We start from the raw sequence: 15,488 nt of genomic DNA on the forward strand, positions 1-15,488 counted from the left end.
TATAAACGGACGCAACGCTCCGTACCGGCAACGGTTAAGCTTGCTGCAATGCCCAGGTGGTGAAATTGGTAGACACGCCAGCTTCAGGTGCTGGTGACCTTACGGTCGTGGAAGTTCGAGTCTTCTCCTGGGCACCAATTCAAAAAGCCGAGCCAAGCGCTCGGTTTTTTATTACCTGCGATTTGGCCTAGCCACCTGCCGGAGCTGGCCCGGCAGGTATTCAGCCCGCACCGCTAAACGCGGAACTGGCCCAGACTGGCCTTTAGCTGCCGCGCCAAACCATCCAGCACCCGCCCGCTATCCGCCGTAGCCGCGACCGCCTCGGCCGCACGCTGGGCCTCGGCATGAATCACCTCGACCCGCCCACGCACGGCATCGGCCCCCTCGGCCTGGTGGGCCGCCGCCTCAGTCGCCGCATTGATCGCCCCATGCACCTCCTCGACCGCCGACTGCACCGACTGCTGCACCTTGGCGCTCTCACGCAACGCGGCCAGCCCCTGATCCGCCTGCAACCCCGCCTGACCTATGGCGCCAACCGCTTCCCGCGCGCCTTTCTGCAAGGCGCCGATATGCGCCTGAATATCGCCGGTCGATTGCTGGGTCTTGCTCGCCAACGCCCGCACCTCGTCGGCCACCACGGCGAAACCGCGCCCGCTCTCCCCCGCCCGCGCCGCCTCGATGGCCGCATTCAAGGCCAGCAGATTGGTCTGCTCGGCGATGCCGTGGATCACCGTCAGCACCACCTCGATCTGCTCGCTCTGCTTGGCCAATCGCTCGATCACCGCCGCACCGTCGCCCACCCGCAGCACCAGTTCCTCGATCGCCCCGCCGACCCGGGCCGCGATGGCCGCATTGTCCTGGGTCGCCTGGCGGATCGCCGCCACCCGGCGCAGCGCCTCCTGCATGGCCTGGCTCTCCGCCTGCGCCTCGCCCGCCATCTGCGCCAAGGCCTGCAGGCTGCCCGCCACCTCGTCACGCTGGCGCCCGGCCGCCGCCTCCGCCGCCGCGCTACGCGACGCCAGGCTGGCGATCTCCTGCCCGGTACGCACCGCCACCTCGCCCGCCTCGCGCACTATGGGCTGCAGCTTGGCGAGGAACTGATTGACCGCCGCCGCCATATCGCCCACCTCATCCTGACTGTCCAGCTCGACACGCCGGGTCAGATCGCCCTCGCCCGCCGCCAGATCGTGCAAGGCCGCGATCAGCAGCTGCAGGCGACTCAATACCCGCCAACCCAGCACCAACGCCACCACCAGCAGGGTCAGGAAACCCACCACCAGCAGGCCCACGGCGATACGCCAGCGCAGGTTGTCGGCGGCGACCTGCACCGAACCCAGACTGTTCTTCGCCATGCCCTCGGCGGCCTGCTGCGCCTCGCTCAAGCGCCGCTGCAGCGCCTGGGTGCTGTCGCGGGCCGCGCCAGCCAGACTGCTGTCCACCAACTCGCCGGCATTCTCCACCAGGGCGGCGAAACGCTGATCCAGTGCCTGCAACTCCTGCTCCACCGCCGCCTTGGACAGGCCCAGCTGGATCTTGCCGATCTGCGCACCCATGGGATTGATGTCCAGCTCCACCATATAGACCTGCGGATCACGGGACGCCGCCTCGATCAGCTTGTCCAGCGGCTTATCGCCCTGCCCGGCCGCGACCAGGGCCCTGATTCGCGAGTCGCTGCGATTGAAGCTGCGGGTCAAGCGCTCTCCGGCGGCGTCGTAATAGACGGCGAACAACACCGCCGGATCGCGCTGGGCGATGCGCACGAATTCGGTCAATGCCGGCACATCCTTGTCCCAGATGGCCTTGGGCGCGACACCGGCCAGCAGCTGCGCCATGGCGCTGCCGGACTGCTTGAGATTCTGCTCCAGCACGCCGCGCAGCTGCTCGCGCTCGGCCTGCAGGCGCTCGGACAAGGCCGCGCCGAGGCTTTTACGGGTATTCGCCGACAACGCCTGCAAGCCCTGCACCACCTCGCGCTCGGCCGCGCCCAACTCCGCTCCCAGGCGCTGACTGTCGTCCTGCATGCGCGTCGCCAGGTCGGCCACCAGGTCATCGACAGTGGTGCGGGTCAACCAGACCGCCAAGAGCACCTGTACCAGCATGGCGACTCCCAAGGCGATAAACACCGGACGCAACAAGCGGCTATGCAGTAAAGAGAACAAGGCTCTACCCCTTCAGAAATGAGAACGACCGATACCCATGGATCGACCACTGCAGATAAAACTGTAACAGCAGAAACGACAAAGGGCCGCCCATGGCGACCCTTTGTTGCACAACCAGCGACTATCAGGCGAACGGATGACGCAAGACTATGGTCTCATTACGGTCCGGGCCGGTGGAAATGATATCGATAGGTGCGCCAACCAACGCCTGCACCCGCGCGATATAGGCACGCGCATTGGCCGGCAGTTCTTCCAGGGTCTTGGCCCCCAGAGTCGACTCGCTCCAGCCTGGCATGTCTTCGTAGACCGGCTGCAGGCCCAGGTAGCTGTCGGCGTCAGTCGGCGCATCGACCAGCACTTCGCCGTGCTGATCCTGGTAACCGACGCAGATGCGGATGCTTTCCAGACCGTCGAGCACGTCGAGCTTGGTCAGGCACAGGCCGGAGATGCTGTTGATCTCGATGGCGCGACGCAGGATCACCGCATCGAACCAGCCGCAACGACGGGCGCGACCGGTGGTGGAACCGAACTCATGGCCACGCTTGGCCAGGAAGGCGCCGGTGTCATCGAACAGCTCGGTGGGGAAAGGACCGGAACCGACGCGGGTGGTGTAGGCCTTGGTGATGCCGAGGATGTAATCCAGGTACATGGGACCGAAACCCGAACCCGTGGCGATACCGCCGGCGGTGGTGTTGGAGCTGGTCACGTAGGGGTAGGTGCCGTGGTCGATATCCAGCAGCGAACCCTGGGCGCCCTCGAACATGATGTCCTTGGACTCGCGGCGCATCTCGTGCAGCACCGCGGTGACGTCCGCCATCATCGGCTTGAGCAGCTCGGCGTATTCCATGCACTCATCCAGAGTCTTCTGGAAGTCGATGGCCGGCTCTTTGTAGTAATTGACCAGCACGAAGTTGTGGTAATCCAAGAGCTCGCCGAGCTTGGCGGCGAAGCGCTCGCGGTGAAACAGATCGCCGATGCGCAGACCGCGGCGAGCCACCTTGTCTTCGTAGGCCGGGCCGATGCCGCGACCGGTGGTGCCGATCTTGGCGTCGCCACGGGCTTTCTCACGGGCCTGATCCAGAGCCACATGGTACGGCAGGATCAGCGGGCAGGACGGGCTGATACGCAGGCGCTCGCGCACCGGCACGCCCTTTTCTTCCAGCTTGATGATCTCGCGCATCAACGCATCGGGAGCGACCACCACGCCGTTGCCGATCAGGCACTGCACGTTTTCCCGCAGGATGCCCGAAGGGATCAGGTGCAGAACGGTTTTCTCGCCGTCGATCACCAGGGTATGGCCCGCGTTATGGCCGCCCTGGTAACGCACAACAGCTGCAGCCTGTTCGGTCAGCAGGTCGACGATCTTGCCCTTGCCCTCATCGCCCCACTGGGTGCCCAGGACTACGACATTCTTACCCATAACACTTGCCCTCTTCGCGCAAACTTGATGTCGACCACAGTCGACGGAAACATTTCAGGACGAGCAGCCTGGCCGCCCCTCAGGACGCCAGTGCCGCCAACTGCCAACGGCCGTCACGCAACAGCAGCTGGCGATCACAACCCGCCGCACCGGCATCAGCAACCGTTTGCCCAGGCAGAGCCTGGACCACGCGCTGACCGTCCTGGCGCAAGCGCTGAATCGCCTGCCACAAAAACACATCATGGTTATCCGGAGCCCAGACACTCGCCGACATCTCGTCCAGCTGCATCTGCCCCAGGCTGACCAGGGTCTTCAAATCGGTGGAAAACCCAGTAGCAGGGCGGGCACGACCGAAGTCGGCGCCGATATCGTCATAGCGGCCGCCCTGGGCGATGGCATAGCCAAGCCCCGGGACGAAGGCGGCGAACACCACACCGGTGTGGTAGTGATAGCCGCGCAGCTCACCCAGATCGAAGTACAGCGGCAATTCCGGGTAGCGCAAGCTCAGCGCGTCGGCAATTGCCATCAGCTCGTCCAGCGCGGCATGCACCTCATCCGGGGCCTCGACCAGGCAAGCCTGGGCCAGATCCAGCACCTCACGACCGCCACACAGCTCGCTGAGCGCGCGCAACATCTTGCGCAGCTCATCGGGCAGCGCCTCGGTCAGTTCGGCCACTTCATCCACGGCCTTGCGTTGCAGCGCATCGAACAGCTGTTGCTCGACCTCGCCGGACAATTCGGCGGCGCGGGCCAGGCCGCGGTAGATACCGACATGGCCAAGGTCCATATGCACATCCGGCACCGCGGCCAGCTCGAGGGTGTTGACCAGCAGGCTGATCACTTCCACATCGCTGGCCGGGCTGGCATCGCCATACAGCTCGGCGCCCAACTGGATCGGACTGCGCGAGGTGGTCAGCGCGCGCGGCTGAGCGTGCACCACGCTGCCGGCGTAGCACAGCCGGCTCGGCCCTTCGCGGCGCAGGGTATGCGCATCGATGCGCGCCACTTGCGGCGTGATGTCGGCGCGAAAGCCCATCTGCCGACCGGACAGCGGATCGGTCACCTTGAAGGTGCGCAGGTCGAGGTCCTGGCCCGCGCCGGTGAGCAGCGACTCCAGGTACTCGATATGCGGCGTTACCACGAATTCATAGCCCCAGCGCTGGAACAGATCCAGCACCTGGCGGCGCGCCACTTCGATGCGCGCCGCGTGCGGCGGCAGTACTTCTTCGATGCCATCTGGCAGGAGCCAGCGGTCTACCCTTGCCATTTCGCCATTCCCCTCTTGAACCGGGCGGCACCAGCCTTCAGTGAAGCCAATAAAGGAAAGTTGTGCCCAGCAGCATGCTGGCCAACCCCATCAGACGCAGCTGTCGATCCGACAGCCGTATCAACTGTGCGAGCGCTCCACGCCATTGGCGCGGACAGAGAAAGGGCAGGATGCCTTCCAGCACCAACAATAGACACAACGCGATGCCCAGTTCCTGCCACATGATTCCCACAGACGCAAAAAAGCCGGGATTTTCCCGGCTGCCGCATGATACCACGTTTTCCATAAGGATCACCCCGGCGGCAGGCCACCGGGGTGAGAGCTTAGGGCTTGGACGTCTCCAGATAACGGAAGAAGTCGCTCTTCGGATCCAGCACCAGCACATCGCGCTTATCGGCGAAACTCTCGCGATAGGCCCGCAGGCTGCGGTAGAAGGAGTAGAACTCCTGATCCATGCCATAGGCCTTGGAGTAGATCGCCGCCGCCTGAGCATCACCATCACCGCGCAGCTCTTCAGCCTGACGGTAGGCATCGGCCAGCAGCACACGGCGCTGACGATCGGCATCGGCCCGAATACCCTCGGCCAGCTCCTTGCCCTTGGCGCGATGCTCGCGGGCTTCACGCTCACGCTCGGAACCCATGCGGTCGAATACGCTGCGATTGACTTCCTTCGGCAGATCGATGGACTTGACCCGCACGTCCACCACCTCGATACCCAGCTCTTGCTTGGCCGCGCGATTCAGCGCCGCGGTCACATCGGCCATCAAGGCATCCCGCTCGCCCGACACCGACTCATGCAAGGTGCGCTTCCCGAACTGGTCACGCAGCGAAGCCTCCAGACGACGAGCCAGACGCTCGTCGGCCGTCTGCTTGATACCCGAAGTCGCGGTGTAGTAACGCTCGGCATCCAGCACTCGCCACTTGGCGAACGCATCGACCATCAACGCCTTCTTCTCCAGGGTGAGGAAGCGCGAACTGCTGGAGTCCAAAGTCAGCAGACGCGCATCGAACTTGCGCACCTGGTTGACGTAAGGAATCTTCACATGCACACCGGGCTGCACGTCCGGCTGGACGATACGACCGAACTGCAGCAGTACCGCCCGCTCGGTTTGCGCCACGATATAGAAGCTGTTCCACGCGACCAGCGCCAGCACCACGCCAACAATCAGGGCGATCAGCGATTTATTGCTCATCAGCGGCTCTCCCTTGTACGCAGCTCAACCTGACGCGGATCGATGCTCACACGCGAGCTCACATCGCTGGCCGCAGCCCCCGATACCGCACTGGGCGCAGACGCACCACGGCCGTCGATCATTTTATCCAGCGGCAGATAGAGCAGGTTGTTCTGCCCCTTGTCGCCGGTCACCAGCACCTTGCTGGTGTTGCTCATCAGCTCCTGCATGGTGTCCAGGTACAGACGCTCACGGGTCACTTCCGGGGCCTTGCGGTACTCGGCAACCAGGGCGGTGAAGCGATCCGCCTCACCCTGGGCGCGGGAAACCACTTCATCGCGGTAGCCACTGGCATCCTCGATCAAGCGCTGCGACTGACCACGGGCTTCCGGCACCACGCCATTGGCATAGGTCTCGGCCATGTTCTTCTCGCGCTGCTCGTCTTCACGGGCGCGGATCACGTCATCGAAGGCTTCCTGCACCTCGCTCGGCGCCGCGGCGCTCTGCAAGTTGACCTGGGTCACGGTGATGCCGGTCTTATAGCTCTCCATAAAACCACGCAAGCGATCGAGCACCTGGCTGGCCATCAGCTCGCGGCCTTCGGTCAGCGCCTGATCCATCTCGGTAGAACCCACCACATGGCGCACCGCACTGTCGGTGGCATGCTGCAGGCTGACTTCCGGCTGATCGACGTTGAGCACGAAATCCTTCAGGTTGCTGATCTTGTACTGCACGGTCAGCGGCACTTCGATGATGTTCTCGTCCTCGGTCAACATCTGCCCCTGCTTGCTGTAAGCACGCTCACGGGTGACGTTTTCCTGGAACTTGCGATCGATCGGCGGGAAGTAGATGTTCAGGCCCGGCCCTACGGTTTCGTAATACTTGCCGAAACGCAGCACCACCGCCTGCTCCTGCTCATCGACCACATAGATGGCGCTGTACAGCCAAACCACTGCCAGCAATGCCAAGCCCACCAGCAGCAGACTGAAGCCACCGCCGTTGCCAGCATCGGCGTCACCGCCACGTTTCTTGCCACCGAACAGCCCATTGAGGCTCTCCTGCAGCTTGCGGAAGGCTTCGTCGAGATCCGGCGGCCCCTTGCGGTCACCGCCTTTGCGGCCACCCCAGGGATCCTGATTGTTCGAGTTGCCACCCGGCTCATTCCAAGCCATAGCGCTCTCCATCTGATAAAGCCAAGACGCGCCCACGGCGCGCCCGCCAATGCTACCGAATGCACGCAGCCTGCGGCAAAACACTGCCGCAGGCTTTATTGCAAAGTGTGTTGTTCAATAAATTCCAGCGGCTTCAGCCCTTCACGACTGAGCAGTCGATTCAACTCAACCCGTGGCAGGCGCACGCTCAACAAGCTGCTGCCATCCTCGGCATGCGCCTCGCTTTGCACCGCACCCAAGGCGAAAAACTGTGCCCGCAGGCGCGCCAGACGCTGCGGCAACTGCAAGGTCGCGACGAATAAGTCATCGCCCAGCAACTCGGCAATGGCTTGCTTCAACAGGGGCAGACCGCGCCCATCGCGGGCCGACAGCCAGACCCGCTGCGGCTTGCCCTCGGCATTGCGCTGAATTTGCGGTTCAACCCCCTCGAGCAGATCCAGCTTGTTGTAGACCTCGAGCAGCGGCAGCTCATGCGCGCCGATTTCGTCCAGCACCGCCATGACCTGCTCAATCTGCTGATCGCGCTCGGGCTCGTGGGAATCGATCACATGCAGGAGCAAGTCGGAGTTGCTCGACTCCTCGAGCGTCGCGCGAAAGGCTTCGACCAATTTATGTGGCAGATGGCGAATAAAGCCCACGGTATCGGCCAGCACTATCGGCCCCAGATCATCCAACTCCAGACGGCGCAAGGTCGGATCCAGGGTGGCGAACAGCTGATCGGCGACGTACACATCGGACTCGGTCAGGGCATTGAACAGGGTCGATTTGCCGGCGTTGGTATAGCCGACCAACGACACCGAGGGAATATCCGCGCGCTGACGTCCACGCCGCGCCTGCTCACGCTGACTGCGCACCTTCTCGAGCTTCTGCTTGATCTGGCGAATGCGCACGCGCAACAGGCGGCGGTCGGTTTCCAACTGGGTTTCCCCTGGGCCGCGCAGACCGATACCGCCCTTCTGCCGTTCCAAGTGCGTCCAGCCGCGCACCAGACGCGTGCTCAGGTGATCGAGCTGAGCCAGTTCGACCTGCAGCTTGCCTTCATGGGTACGCGCGCGCTGAGCGAAGATGTCGAGAATCAGACCGGTACGGTCCAATACTCGACACTCAAACACGCGCTCGAGGTTGCGCTCCTGGCTGGGCGTGAGCACATAGTTGAAGATGACCAGATCGGCGGCGGTGGCCTTGACCTGATCCCGCAACTCTTCAACCTTGCCACTGCCGATCAGGTATTTGGCGGTCAGCCGATTGCTCGGCACGGTACAGAAGGCCACCGTTTCGGCGCCAGCCGAAAGGGCCAATTCCTGGAATTCTTGCGGATCTTCACGCGCCGCGGAATCTTGACCGTCCAGGTGAACCAGGAGAGCCCGTTCCCCACCTTCATGGCGCTCGAAGAACAATGCAGCCTCCTAGATCAAGCGTTGCCAGGTTCAGCTTCGGCTTCGGCCTGCTCGGTTTCGGTCGCACTCGGCAGACGCACCGGGCGGCTCGGCACCACGGTGGAAATAGCGTGCTTGTAGACCATTTGGCTGACGGTGTTCTTCAACAGAATCACGAACTGGTCGAAAGACTCGATCTGGCCCTGCAGCTTGATGCCGTTGACCAGGTAGATGGAAACAGGGACGCGTTCCTTACGCAGGGTATTCAGGTAAGGGTCTTGTAGCGAATGCCCTTTTGACATGTGCCGCACTCCTTTAAGGATCAATTTTCAATAATTTTTAGTAAAACCCGTAAACGGCTTAGAACCGCCCCACCCCCAAGGATAGACGGCTAACGGCAAGGTCTCAGGTCAATATGGAGACCGCCGCCAGGTATTTCAAGGCGCGCGGCAGATTGTCACAGGCCAGACTATCCAGCCACTGCACATCATCCCAACCCCGCAACCAGGTGAACTGCCGCTTGGCCAGCTGGCGAGTGGCAATAATGCCGCCCTCTTCCATCTGCACCTTGCTCAGGTTGCCCTCCAGGTAATCCCAGACTTGGCGATAACCTACAGCTCGTATAGACGGCAAGCCGGCATGCAAGTCACTTCTCTGTCGGAGGCCTTCGACCTCGTCGATCAAGCCCTGTTCCAACATCAGGCGAAATCGCCGCGCAATGCGCTCGTGCAACAACTGACGCTGGGCCGGCGCTATGGCCAATTGCGCGACAGTATAGGGGAATTGCCCCCCCACCGAGGCGCCGCCGGCAGTATTTTCTGCGGCCTGGCGCTGGCGATGGACCGTCATGCTCTGGCCGCTGACGCGGTAAACCTCCAGCGCCCGAATCAGGCGCTGTGGGTCATTGGGGTGAATGCGCGCGGCGGACTCAGGGTCTACCGCGCGCAATTCGTCGTGCAGCGCCTGCCAGCCCTCGACCTGGGCGCGCGCCTCCAGCTCCGCCCGTACCTGCGGGTCGGCCGCCGGCATATCCGCCAAGCCTTCCAGCAATGCCTTGTAATACAACATGGTGCCGCCGACCAGCAGCGGGATGCGGCCGCGCCCGCTGATGTCAGCCATGGCCGCCAGGGCATCGGCACGAAACTCGGCTGCCGAGTAACTCTCGGCGGGGTCGCGAATATCGACTAGACGATGGGGAAACTCGGCCAGCACGGACTTATCCGGCTTGGCCGTGCCTATATCCATGCCGCGATAGATCAGCGCCGAGTCGACGCTGATCAGCTCGCAAGGCAACACCCGCGCCAGCTCAAGGGCCAGATCGGTCTTGCCAGCGGCGGTTGGCCCCATCAGGAAAATCGCCGGAGGCAGGCGCTCGGACATGCTTAAGAGGTCTCTAAAGGGTAGCCGCGGGCCGTTTAACGGCCGCGCAGAAACAGCTTATCCAGGTCATCCATGCCCAGCTGGGTCCAGGTCGGGCGCCCATGGTTGCACTGGCCGCTGCGCTCGGTGTGCTCCATATCGCGCAGCAGGGCATTCATTTCCGGCAGGCTCAGGCGGCGATTGGCGCGCACCGCGCCATGGCAGGCCATGGTGCCGAGCAGCTCGTTCAGGTGGGCCTGAATGCGGTCGGTGGTGCCGTATTCCAGCAGATCGGCGAGTACATCCTGCACCAGGCGAGTGGCTTCGGCCTGCTTGAGCAGCGCCGGAATCTGCCGGATCGCCAAAGTTTCCGGACCCAACCGCTGCAACTCGAAGCCCAGACGCTGGAACCATTCGCCATGCTCTTCGGCGCAATCGGCCTCGCGCTGGCTTACCGCTATAGACTCCGGCACCAGCAACGGCTGACCGCGCAGGCCTTCGCTGGCCATAGCCACCTTCAGCCGTTCATAGGTGATGCGCTCATGGGCCGCGTGCATGTCCACCACCACCAGGCCCTGGACGTTCTCGGCGAGGATATAGATGCCCTTCAGCTGGGCAATGGCATAACCCAGGGGCGGGATATCGCCCTGGGCCACCGGCAGGCTCGGCGCAGCGACGGCAGGCACCAGCGGGGCGAAGAACTCGCGGTAGGCGCCTTGCGCCTCGGCGGCAGGCAATGCCGCCTCGGGGCGCGCGCCCTGATAACCCGCACCCGGAGAACGCCAGACCGAGGCACTGGGCGCGGACTCCAGCAAGCTGGCGGCCAAGCCTATCTCGCCCTGGGGGCCGAACTCCCCGGCGGCCTGGCCGGTTGGCCGAACCATCTCGTTGATGCCGGCCGGCGCCGCCAATTGATCCTCCGGGCGCACCTCGCCCAGCGCGCGGTGCAGGGTGCCGTAGAGGAAGTCATGCACCATGCGCCCATCGCGAAAGCGCACTTCATGCTTGGTCGGGTGCACATTGACGTCGACCACCGAAGGGTCGATTTCCAGGAACAACACGAAGGTCGGATGGCGGCCGTTGAACAGCACATCGCGGTAGGCCTGGCGCACCGCGTGGGCGACCAGCTTGTCGCGCACCATGCGCCCGTTTACATAGAAGTACTGCAAATCCGCCTGACTGCGCGAGAAGGTCGGCAAGCCGACCCAGCCCCACAGATGCAGACCATTGCGCTCTATATCGATGGGCAACGCCTGTTCGAGAAAGGCCGGGCCGCAGACCGAAGCCACCCGGCGCGCGCGGCTGATCTCATCGGGCGCCTCGTGCAGGCCGAGCACCGTCTTGCCGTTGTGGCGCAGATGGAAGGCCACATCGAAACGCGCCAGGGCCAGGCGCTTGATCACTTCTTGCAGGTGGTCGAATTCGGTTTTCTCGGTCTTGAGAAACTTACGCCGCGCCGGGGTATTGAAGAACAGGTCGCGCACTTCCACCGAGGTGCCGACTGGATGGGCCGCCGGCTGCACCCGCGGCTGCATGTCGCGGCCCTCGGTCTCCACCTGCCAGGCCTGCTCGGCATCGGCGGTGCGCGAGGTGAGGCACAGGCGCGCCACCGAGCTGATCGAGGCCAGGGCCTCGCCGCGAAAGCCCAGGCTCATGACCTGTTCGAGGTCTTCCAGCTCGCGAATCTTGCTGGTGGCATGCCGCGCCAAGGCCAGCGGCAGATCGTCGGGGGAGATGCCGCCACCGTCATCGCGCACCCGCAGCAGCTTGACCCCGCCTTGCTCGACATCCACCTCGATGCGCTTGGCCCCGGAGTCCAGGCTGTTTTCCAGCAGTTCCTTGATCACCGAGGCCGGCCGCTCGACCACCTCGCCGGCGGCGATCTGGTTGGCCAGGCGCGGGCTCAGCAGCTGGATACGCGCCAGTTCTTTTATCCCGGGCTCATGGCTGCTCATGGTTGCGCCGCCAGAGCGGTCGCCGGCACCTGCAGGCGCTGACCGATCTTCAGCGCATCGGTTTTCAGCCCATTGGCATTGCGCAGGGTGGCCAGGTTGACCTGGTAGCGCTGAGCGATCAGCGCCAGGCTTTCGCCCGAGCTGACCACATGCTCGCGCGGGCCGAGGGTGATCTTGCCGCTATCGCGCAGCCAGGCCACATAGCTGCCCGGCGGCGGGTTTTCGTGAAAGAACTGCCGCACGCCGGTGAGAATGGAGCGGGCCAAGGCCTGCTGATGGCCGGCCGAGGACAGCTTGCGGGCTTCATTGGGGTTAGAGATAAAGCCCGTTTCGACCAGAATCGAGGGAATATCCGGCGACTTCAGCACCATAAAGCCGGCCTGCTCGACGCGGCGCTTATGCAGCGGCGTCACCCGGCCCATATTGCCCAGCACCTTGTTGCCGACATTCAGGCTGGATGACAGCGAGGCGGTCATCGACAGGTCGAGCAACACCCCGGCGAGCATGCGGTCCTTATCGTCCAGGCTGACGTTGCCGGCACCACCGATCAGGTCCGACTGATTTTCCGAATCCGCCAGCCAACGGGCGGTTTCCGAGGTGGCGCCGCGATCGGACAGGGCGTAGACCGACGCACCGAAGGCCGCGGCGCGCGGCGCGGCATCGGCATGGATGGAGACGAACAGGTCTGCGCCCTTCTTGCGCGCGATCTCGGTGCGCTTGCGCAGCGGGATAAAGTAGTCGCCGGTACGCACCAGCTCACCGCGGAAGCCCTTCTCGCTGTTGATCTGGCGTTGCAACTCCTTAGCGATGGCCAGGGTCACATTCTTCTCGTACTGACCCTTGCCCGCCGACAGCGCCCCCGGGTCCTCACCACCGTGGCCGGCGTCGATGGCGATCACTATATCGCGCTTGCCGTTGGGCACGGGGGGCAGCTTGGGCGGCGCCTGGATCGTGGTCACCGGCACCTGCGGCGCAGTCGCCACCGTGCTGCTCGGCAGGTTGGGCGCGGCACCGGCCTCCTGATCGAACAGGTCGACCACCAGGCGGTGACCGTACTGCTGGTTGGGCGCCAAGGTGAAGCTCTTCGGTGTCACCGGGGCCGACAGGTCGATCACCACCCGCAGATCTTCCGGGGTGCGCTGCGCCGAGCGCACGCTGGTGATAGGGGTATTGCTCAAGGCCAGCTGATCGAACTGGGTCGCCAGCTTAGCCCCACTGACATCGATGACGATGCGATTGGGCGCGGACAGCAGGAACACGCTGTGCTGCACCGGACCGGACAGGTCGAATACCAGGCGGGTGTTATCCGGCGCACGCCACAACCTGACGCTGCGCACATCCGAAGCGGCCCATACATCGGCGACCAAGCCAAGCAATGCCACCCCAACTGCGATAAAACGCGCGCCTATGCGCATAGCCAACCCCATTGTTTGATCATGTCCCGACGGCCAAAGCGGCACACCAGGAATTGCCGCGGGCGCTGTGCGCCTGCAGATGCAGGACGCGGCCGGCCGCTAGCGGGCTAATGGTAATGTCCAGGTCAGCCTTTGGCAAAACGCCGGCACCGCGCTGCGGCCACTCGACCAGGCACAGGGCATCACCCTCGAAATAGTCGCGAATCCCCAGATACTCCAGTTCCTCGGCATCCACCAGCCGGTAGAGATCGAAGTGAAAAGCCCGTAGATCGCCGACTTCATAGGGTTCGACCAGGGTAAAGGTCGGGCTTTTCACCGCGCCGATATGGCCCAGGCCGCGAATGATGCCGCGTGACAGGGTGGTCTTGCCGGCCCCCAGGTCGCCATGCAGATAGATCACCCCACTACCGCCGGTCGCCTCGGCTATGCGCGCCCCCAGCGCCAGCATCGCCTGCTCATCGGCGGCCAACAGTTCTAACTCAGACACTCGGACTGCTCCTGCAATAATTGACGAATAACCCCACACAGATCGCTGGCCGCCAGGCCGCAGCCCAGCCGGGCCAGGCGCTCGCCCGCACAGGCATGCAGATACACCGCCAGGCTGGCCGCCGCCATGGGCGCCAGCCCCTGGGCCAGCAGCGCGCCGATCAGCCCCGCCAACACATCGCCCAGGCCGGCGCCGGCCATGGCCGGATGGCCACGATCACACAACAGCAGCTGCCCGGCCGGATCGGCAATCAAGGTGCCGGCACCCTTCAGCACACAGACCGCCTGATAGCGCATAGCCAAGGCCCGCGCAGCAGCAAGACGATCCGCCTGCACCGCGGCCGTACTGATGCCAAGCAGGCGCGCCGCCTCGCCGGGATGAGGCGTGATCACGCTGCCGGCAGGCAGATTCACGCCCCCCAGGGCCAGCAGGTTCAGCGCGTCGGCGTCCCATATCTGGGGCGCGCTGCTGGCGGCTGCCACCGAGAGTAAACTGCGCCCCCAGGCGGCCTGGCCCAGACCCGGTCCGACGACCCAGACATTGGCATTGGCGCCCAGCGCCAGTAGCTGATTGGCCGACGCCACCCCTGCCGCCATCACCTCGGGCAAGCGCGCCTGGGCGGCGGCCAGATGCTCGGCGCGGGTGGCCAGGGTCACCAAGCCGGCTCCGGCGCGCAGCGCGCTTTGCGCCGCGAGCAAACCGGCGCCGGCGAAACCGCGATCGCCAGCGACCACCAGCACATGACCCAATTGGCCCTTATGTACATTGCGCGAACGCGGTGACAGGCGCGGCAGCTTGCTGCCGGCCAGGCGCTGCGCGCTAAACGCTTGCTCAGCGACTACGTCCGCAGCGGCCTGCAAGTCATCGAACTGCAACTCGCCGACCCAATCGGCCGCCGCGCCGGTAAACAAGCCCAGCTTCAGGCCGATCAGGGTCACCGTCAGCTGCGCCCGCACCGCCACGCCCAGCACCTGGCCGGTGTCGGCGCACAGCCCCGAGGGAATATCCACCGCCAGCACCGGCAGGCAGCTGGCATTGAGCAGGCGAATCGCCTGGGCATAGGGCTCGCGCACAGCCCCGCTGAGGCCGGTGCCGAGCAACGCGTCGACCACCACGCCACTCAGCTCGGCGCATTCGCTCCAGGCTTGAATAGCCACCCCAGCCGCCCGCGCCTCATCGCGCGCCAGGGCAGCATCGCCCTGCAGCAGCGCCGGATCCCCCACCGCTAGCAGCCGCACCCGCCAGCCGGCGCGCAAGGCCAGCGCCGCCACCAGGTAGCCGTCGCCGGCGTTATTGCCACGCCCGGCCAGCACAGTCACCGCGCCCGCATCCGGCCAGCGGCGGCGCAAGGCGCGCCAGATGGCATGGGCGGCACGGCTCATCAGCTCGAAGCCCGGGGTGCCGGCGGCGATCAGCCGGGCATCCAGTTCGCGCACTTGCGCGGCGCTATAGAGGGCCAAGGGAAGAATCTCGGGAGAATGCGGCATGCGTGGGCTCCGATGTCTGGCAGAATTATACGCACCTCAGCCCAGGTTGCCCGATCCACATGTCCAGCTCCCCTCTCGATCTCGCCGCCCTCGCCCAGTCGATCAAAGACTGGGGCCGCGAGCTGGGCTTTCAACAGGTCGGCATCGCCGGCCTGCAGCTGGGCGAGCACGAGGCCCATCTGCAGCGCTGGCTGGAGGCCGGCTATCAGGGCGAGATGG

At 64.4% G+C, this 15,488-nt stretch carries 13 protein-coding genes, 1 tRNA gene and 2 pseudogenes; 2 read left to right on the top strand and 14 right to left on the bottom strand.

What is annotated here, in order from left to right; all coding sequences use genetic code 11:
- Positions 1-50: 50 nt before the first annotated feature.
- Positions 51-137 (top strand) — tRNA-Leu (locus tag Q8Q83_RS14805).
- Between the two features lie 96 nt (positions 138-233).
- Here Q8Q83_RS14805 and Q8Q83_RS20270 read toward each other — a convergent pair.
- The 14 genes and pseudogenes from Q8Q83_RS20270 to Q8Q83_RS14870 all read right to left on the bottom strand — a co-directional run bounded on the left by Q8Q83_RS20270 (position 234) and on the right by Q8Q83_RS14870 (position 15,269).
- The gene (locus tag Q8Q83_RS20270) at positions 234-1,118 is read right to left on the bottom strand and encodes a methyl-accepting chemotaxis protein (RefSeq protein ID WP_371132418.1); all 885 of its coding nucleotides are present in this window, start codon (positions 1,116-1,118) and stop codon (positions 234-236) included.
- Positions 1,092-2,099: pseudogene (locus Q8Q83_RS20275) on the bottom strand (HAMP domain-containing protein); the annotation flags it as partial. The pseudogene Q8Q83_RS20275 and the gene Q8Q83_RS20270, both read right to left, overlap by 27 nt.
- 184 nt (positions 2,100-2,283) lie before the next feature.
- On the bottom strand, positions 2,284-3,579 hold the full coding sequence (locus tag Q8Q83_RS14815) for an adenylosuccinate synthase (protein WP_305624903.1): 1,296 nt from the start codon (positions 3,577-3,579) through the stop codon (positions 2,284-2,286).
- Between the two features lie 79 nt (positions 3,580-3,658).
- Positions 3,659-4,846 (bottom strand): ATP phosphoribosyltransferase regulatory subunit, encoded by a 1,188-nt coding sequence (locus tag Q8Q83_RS14820; protein ID WP_305624904.1) that lies wholly within the window; start codon positions 4,844-4,846, stop codon positions 3,659-3,661.
- Between the two features lie 37 nt (positions 4,847-4,883).
- Positions 4,884-5,069, bottom strand: coding sequence for a DUF2065 domain-containing protein (locus tag Q8Q83_RS14825; protein ID WP_305624912.1), 186 nt, complete (start codon positions 5,067-5,069; stop codon positions 4,884-4,886).
- Between the two features lie 100 nt (positions 5,070-5,169).
- Entirely contained in the window at positions 5,170-6,039 is an 870-nt protein-coding gene (hflC, locus tag Q8Q83_RS14830; protein ID WP_305624905.1) for a protease modulator HflC, read from the bottom strand.
- On the bottom strand, positions 6,039-7,190 hold the full coding sequence (hflK, locus tag Q8Q83_RS14835) for an FtsH protease activity modulator HflK (RefSeq protein ID WP_305624906.1): 1,152 nt from the start codon (positions 7,188-7,190) through the stop codon (positions 6,039-6,041). The genes hflC and hflK overlap by 1 nt, the downstream gene beginning before the upstream one ends.
- A 95-nt stretch (positions 7,191-7,285) precedes the next feature.
- Positions 7,286-8,587 carry a ribosome rescue GTPase HflX gene (hflX, locus tag Q8Q83_RS14840; RefSeq protein WP_305624907.1) on the bottom strand — a complete coding sequence of 434 codons (1,302 nt, stop codon included), beginning with the start codon at positions 8,585-8,587 and terminating at the stop codon, positions 7,286-7,288.
- Between the two features lie 14 nt (positions 8,588-8,601).
- On the bottom strand, positions 8,602-8,868 hold the full coding sequence (gene hfq, locus Q8Q83_RS14845; protein WP_305624908.1) for an RNA chaperone Hfq: 267 nt from the start codon (positions 8,866-8,868) through the stop codon (positions 8,602-8,604).
- A gap of 103 nt (positions 8,869-8,971) precedes the next feature.
- Positions 8,972-9,946 carry a tRNA (adenosine(37)-N6)-dimethylallyltransferase MiaA gene (miaA, locus tag Q8Q83_RS14850; protein ID WP_305624909.1) on the bottom strand — a complete coding sequence of 325 codons (975 nt, stop codon included), beginning with the start codon at positions 9,944-9,946 and terminating at the stop codon, positions 8,972-8,974.
- 35 nt (positions 9,947-9,981) lie between these two features.
- The gene (gene mutL / locus Q8Q83_RS14855) at positions 9,982-11,859 is read right to left on the bottom strand and encodes a DNA mismatch repair endonuclease MutL (RefSeq protein ID WP_305624913.1); all 1,878 of its coding nucleotides are present in this window, start codon (positions 11,857-11,859) and stop codon (positions 9,982-9,984) included.
- 17 nt (positions 11,860-11,876) lie between these two features.
- On the bottom strand, positions 11,877-13,295 hold the full coding sequence (locus Q8Q83_RS14860) for an N-acetylmuramoyl-L-alanine amidase (RefSeq protein WP_305624914.1): 1,419 nt from the start codon (positions 13,293-13,295) through the stop codon (positions 11,877-11,879).
- A gap of 19 nt (positions 13,296-13,314) precedes the next feature.
- A complete protein-coding gene (gene tsaE / locus Q8Q83_RS14865) occupies positions 13,315-13,782 on the bottom strand; it encodes a tRNA (adenosine(37)-N6)-threonylcarbamoyltransferase complex ATPase subunit type 1 TsaE (RefSeq protein ID WP_305624910.1) in 468 nt (155 codons plus the stop codon).
- The gene (locus tag Q8Q83_RS14870; RefSeq protein ID WP_305624911.1) at positions 13,770-15,269 is read right to left on the bottom strand and encodes an NAD(P)H-hydrate dehydratase; all 1,500 of its coding nucleotides are present in this window, start codon (positions 15,267-15,269) and stop codon (positions 13,770-13,772) included. The genes tsaE and Q8Q83_RS14870 overlap by 13 nt, the downstream gene beginning before the upstream one ends.
- A 59-nt stretch (positions 15,270-15,328) precedes the next feature.
- Here Q8Q83_RS14870 and Q8Q83_RS14875 point away from each other — a divergent pair.
- Positions 15,329-15,488, top strand: a pseudogene (locus tag Q8Q83_RS14875) (tRNA epoxyqueuosine(34) reductase QueG); the annotation flags it as partial.

The sequence above is a fragment of the Pseudomonas sp. genome (assembly GCF_030696055.1).
GTDB lineage: Bacteria > Pseudomonadota > Gammaproteobacteria > Pseudomonadales > Pseudomonadaceae > Aquipseudomonas.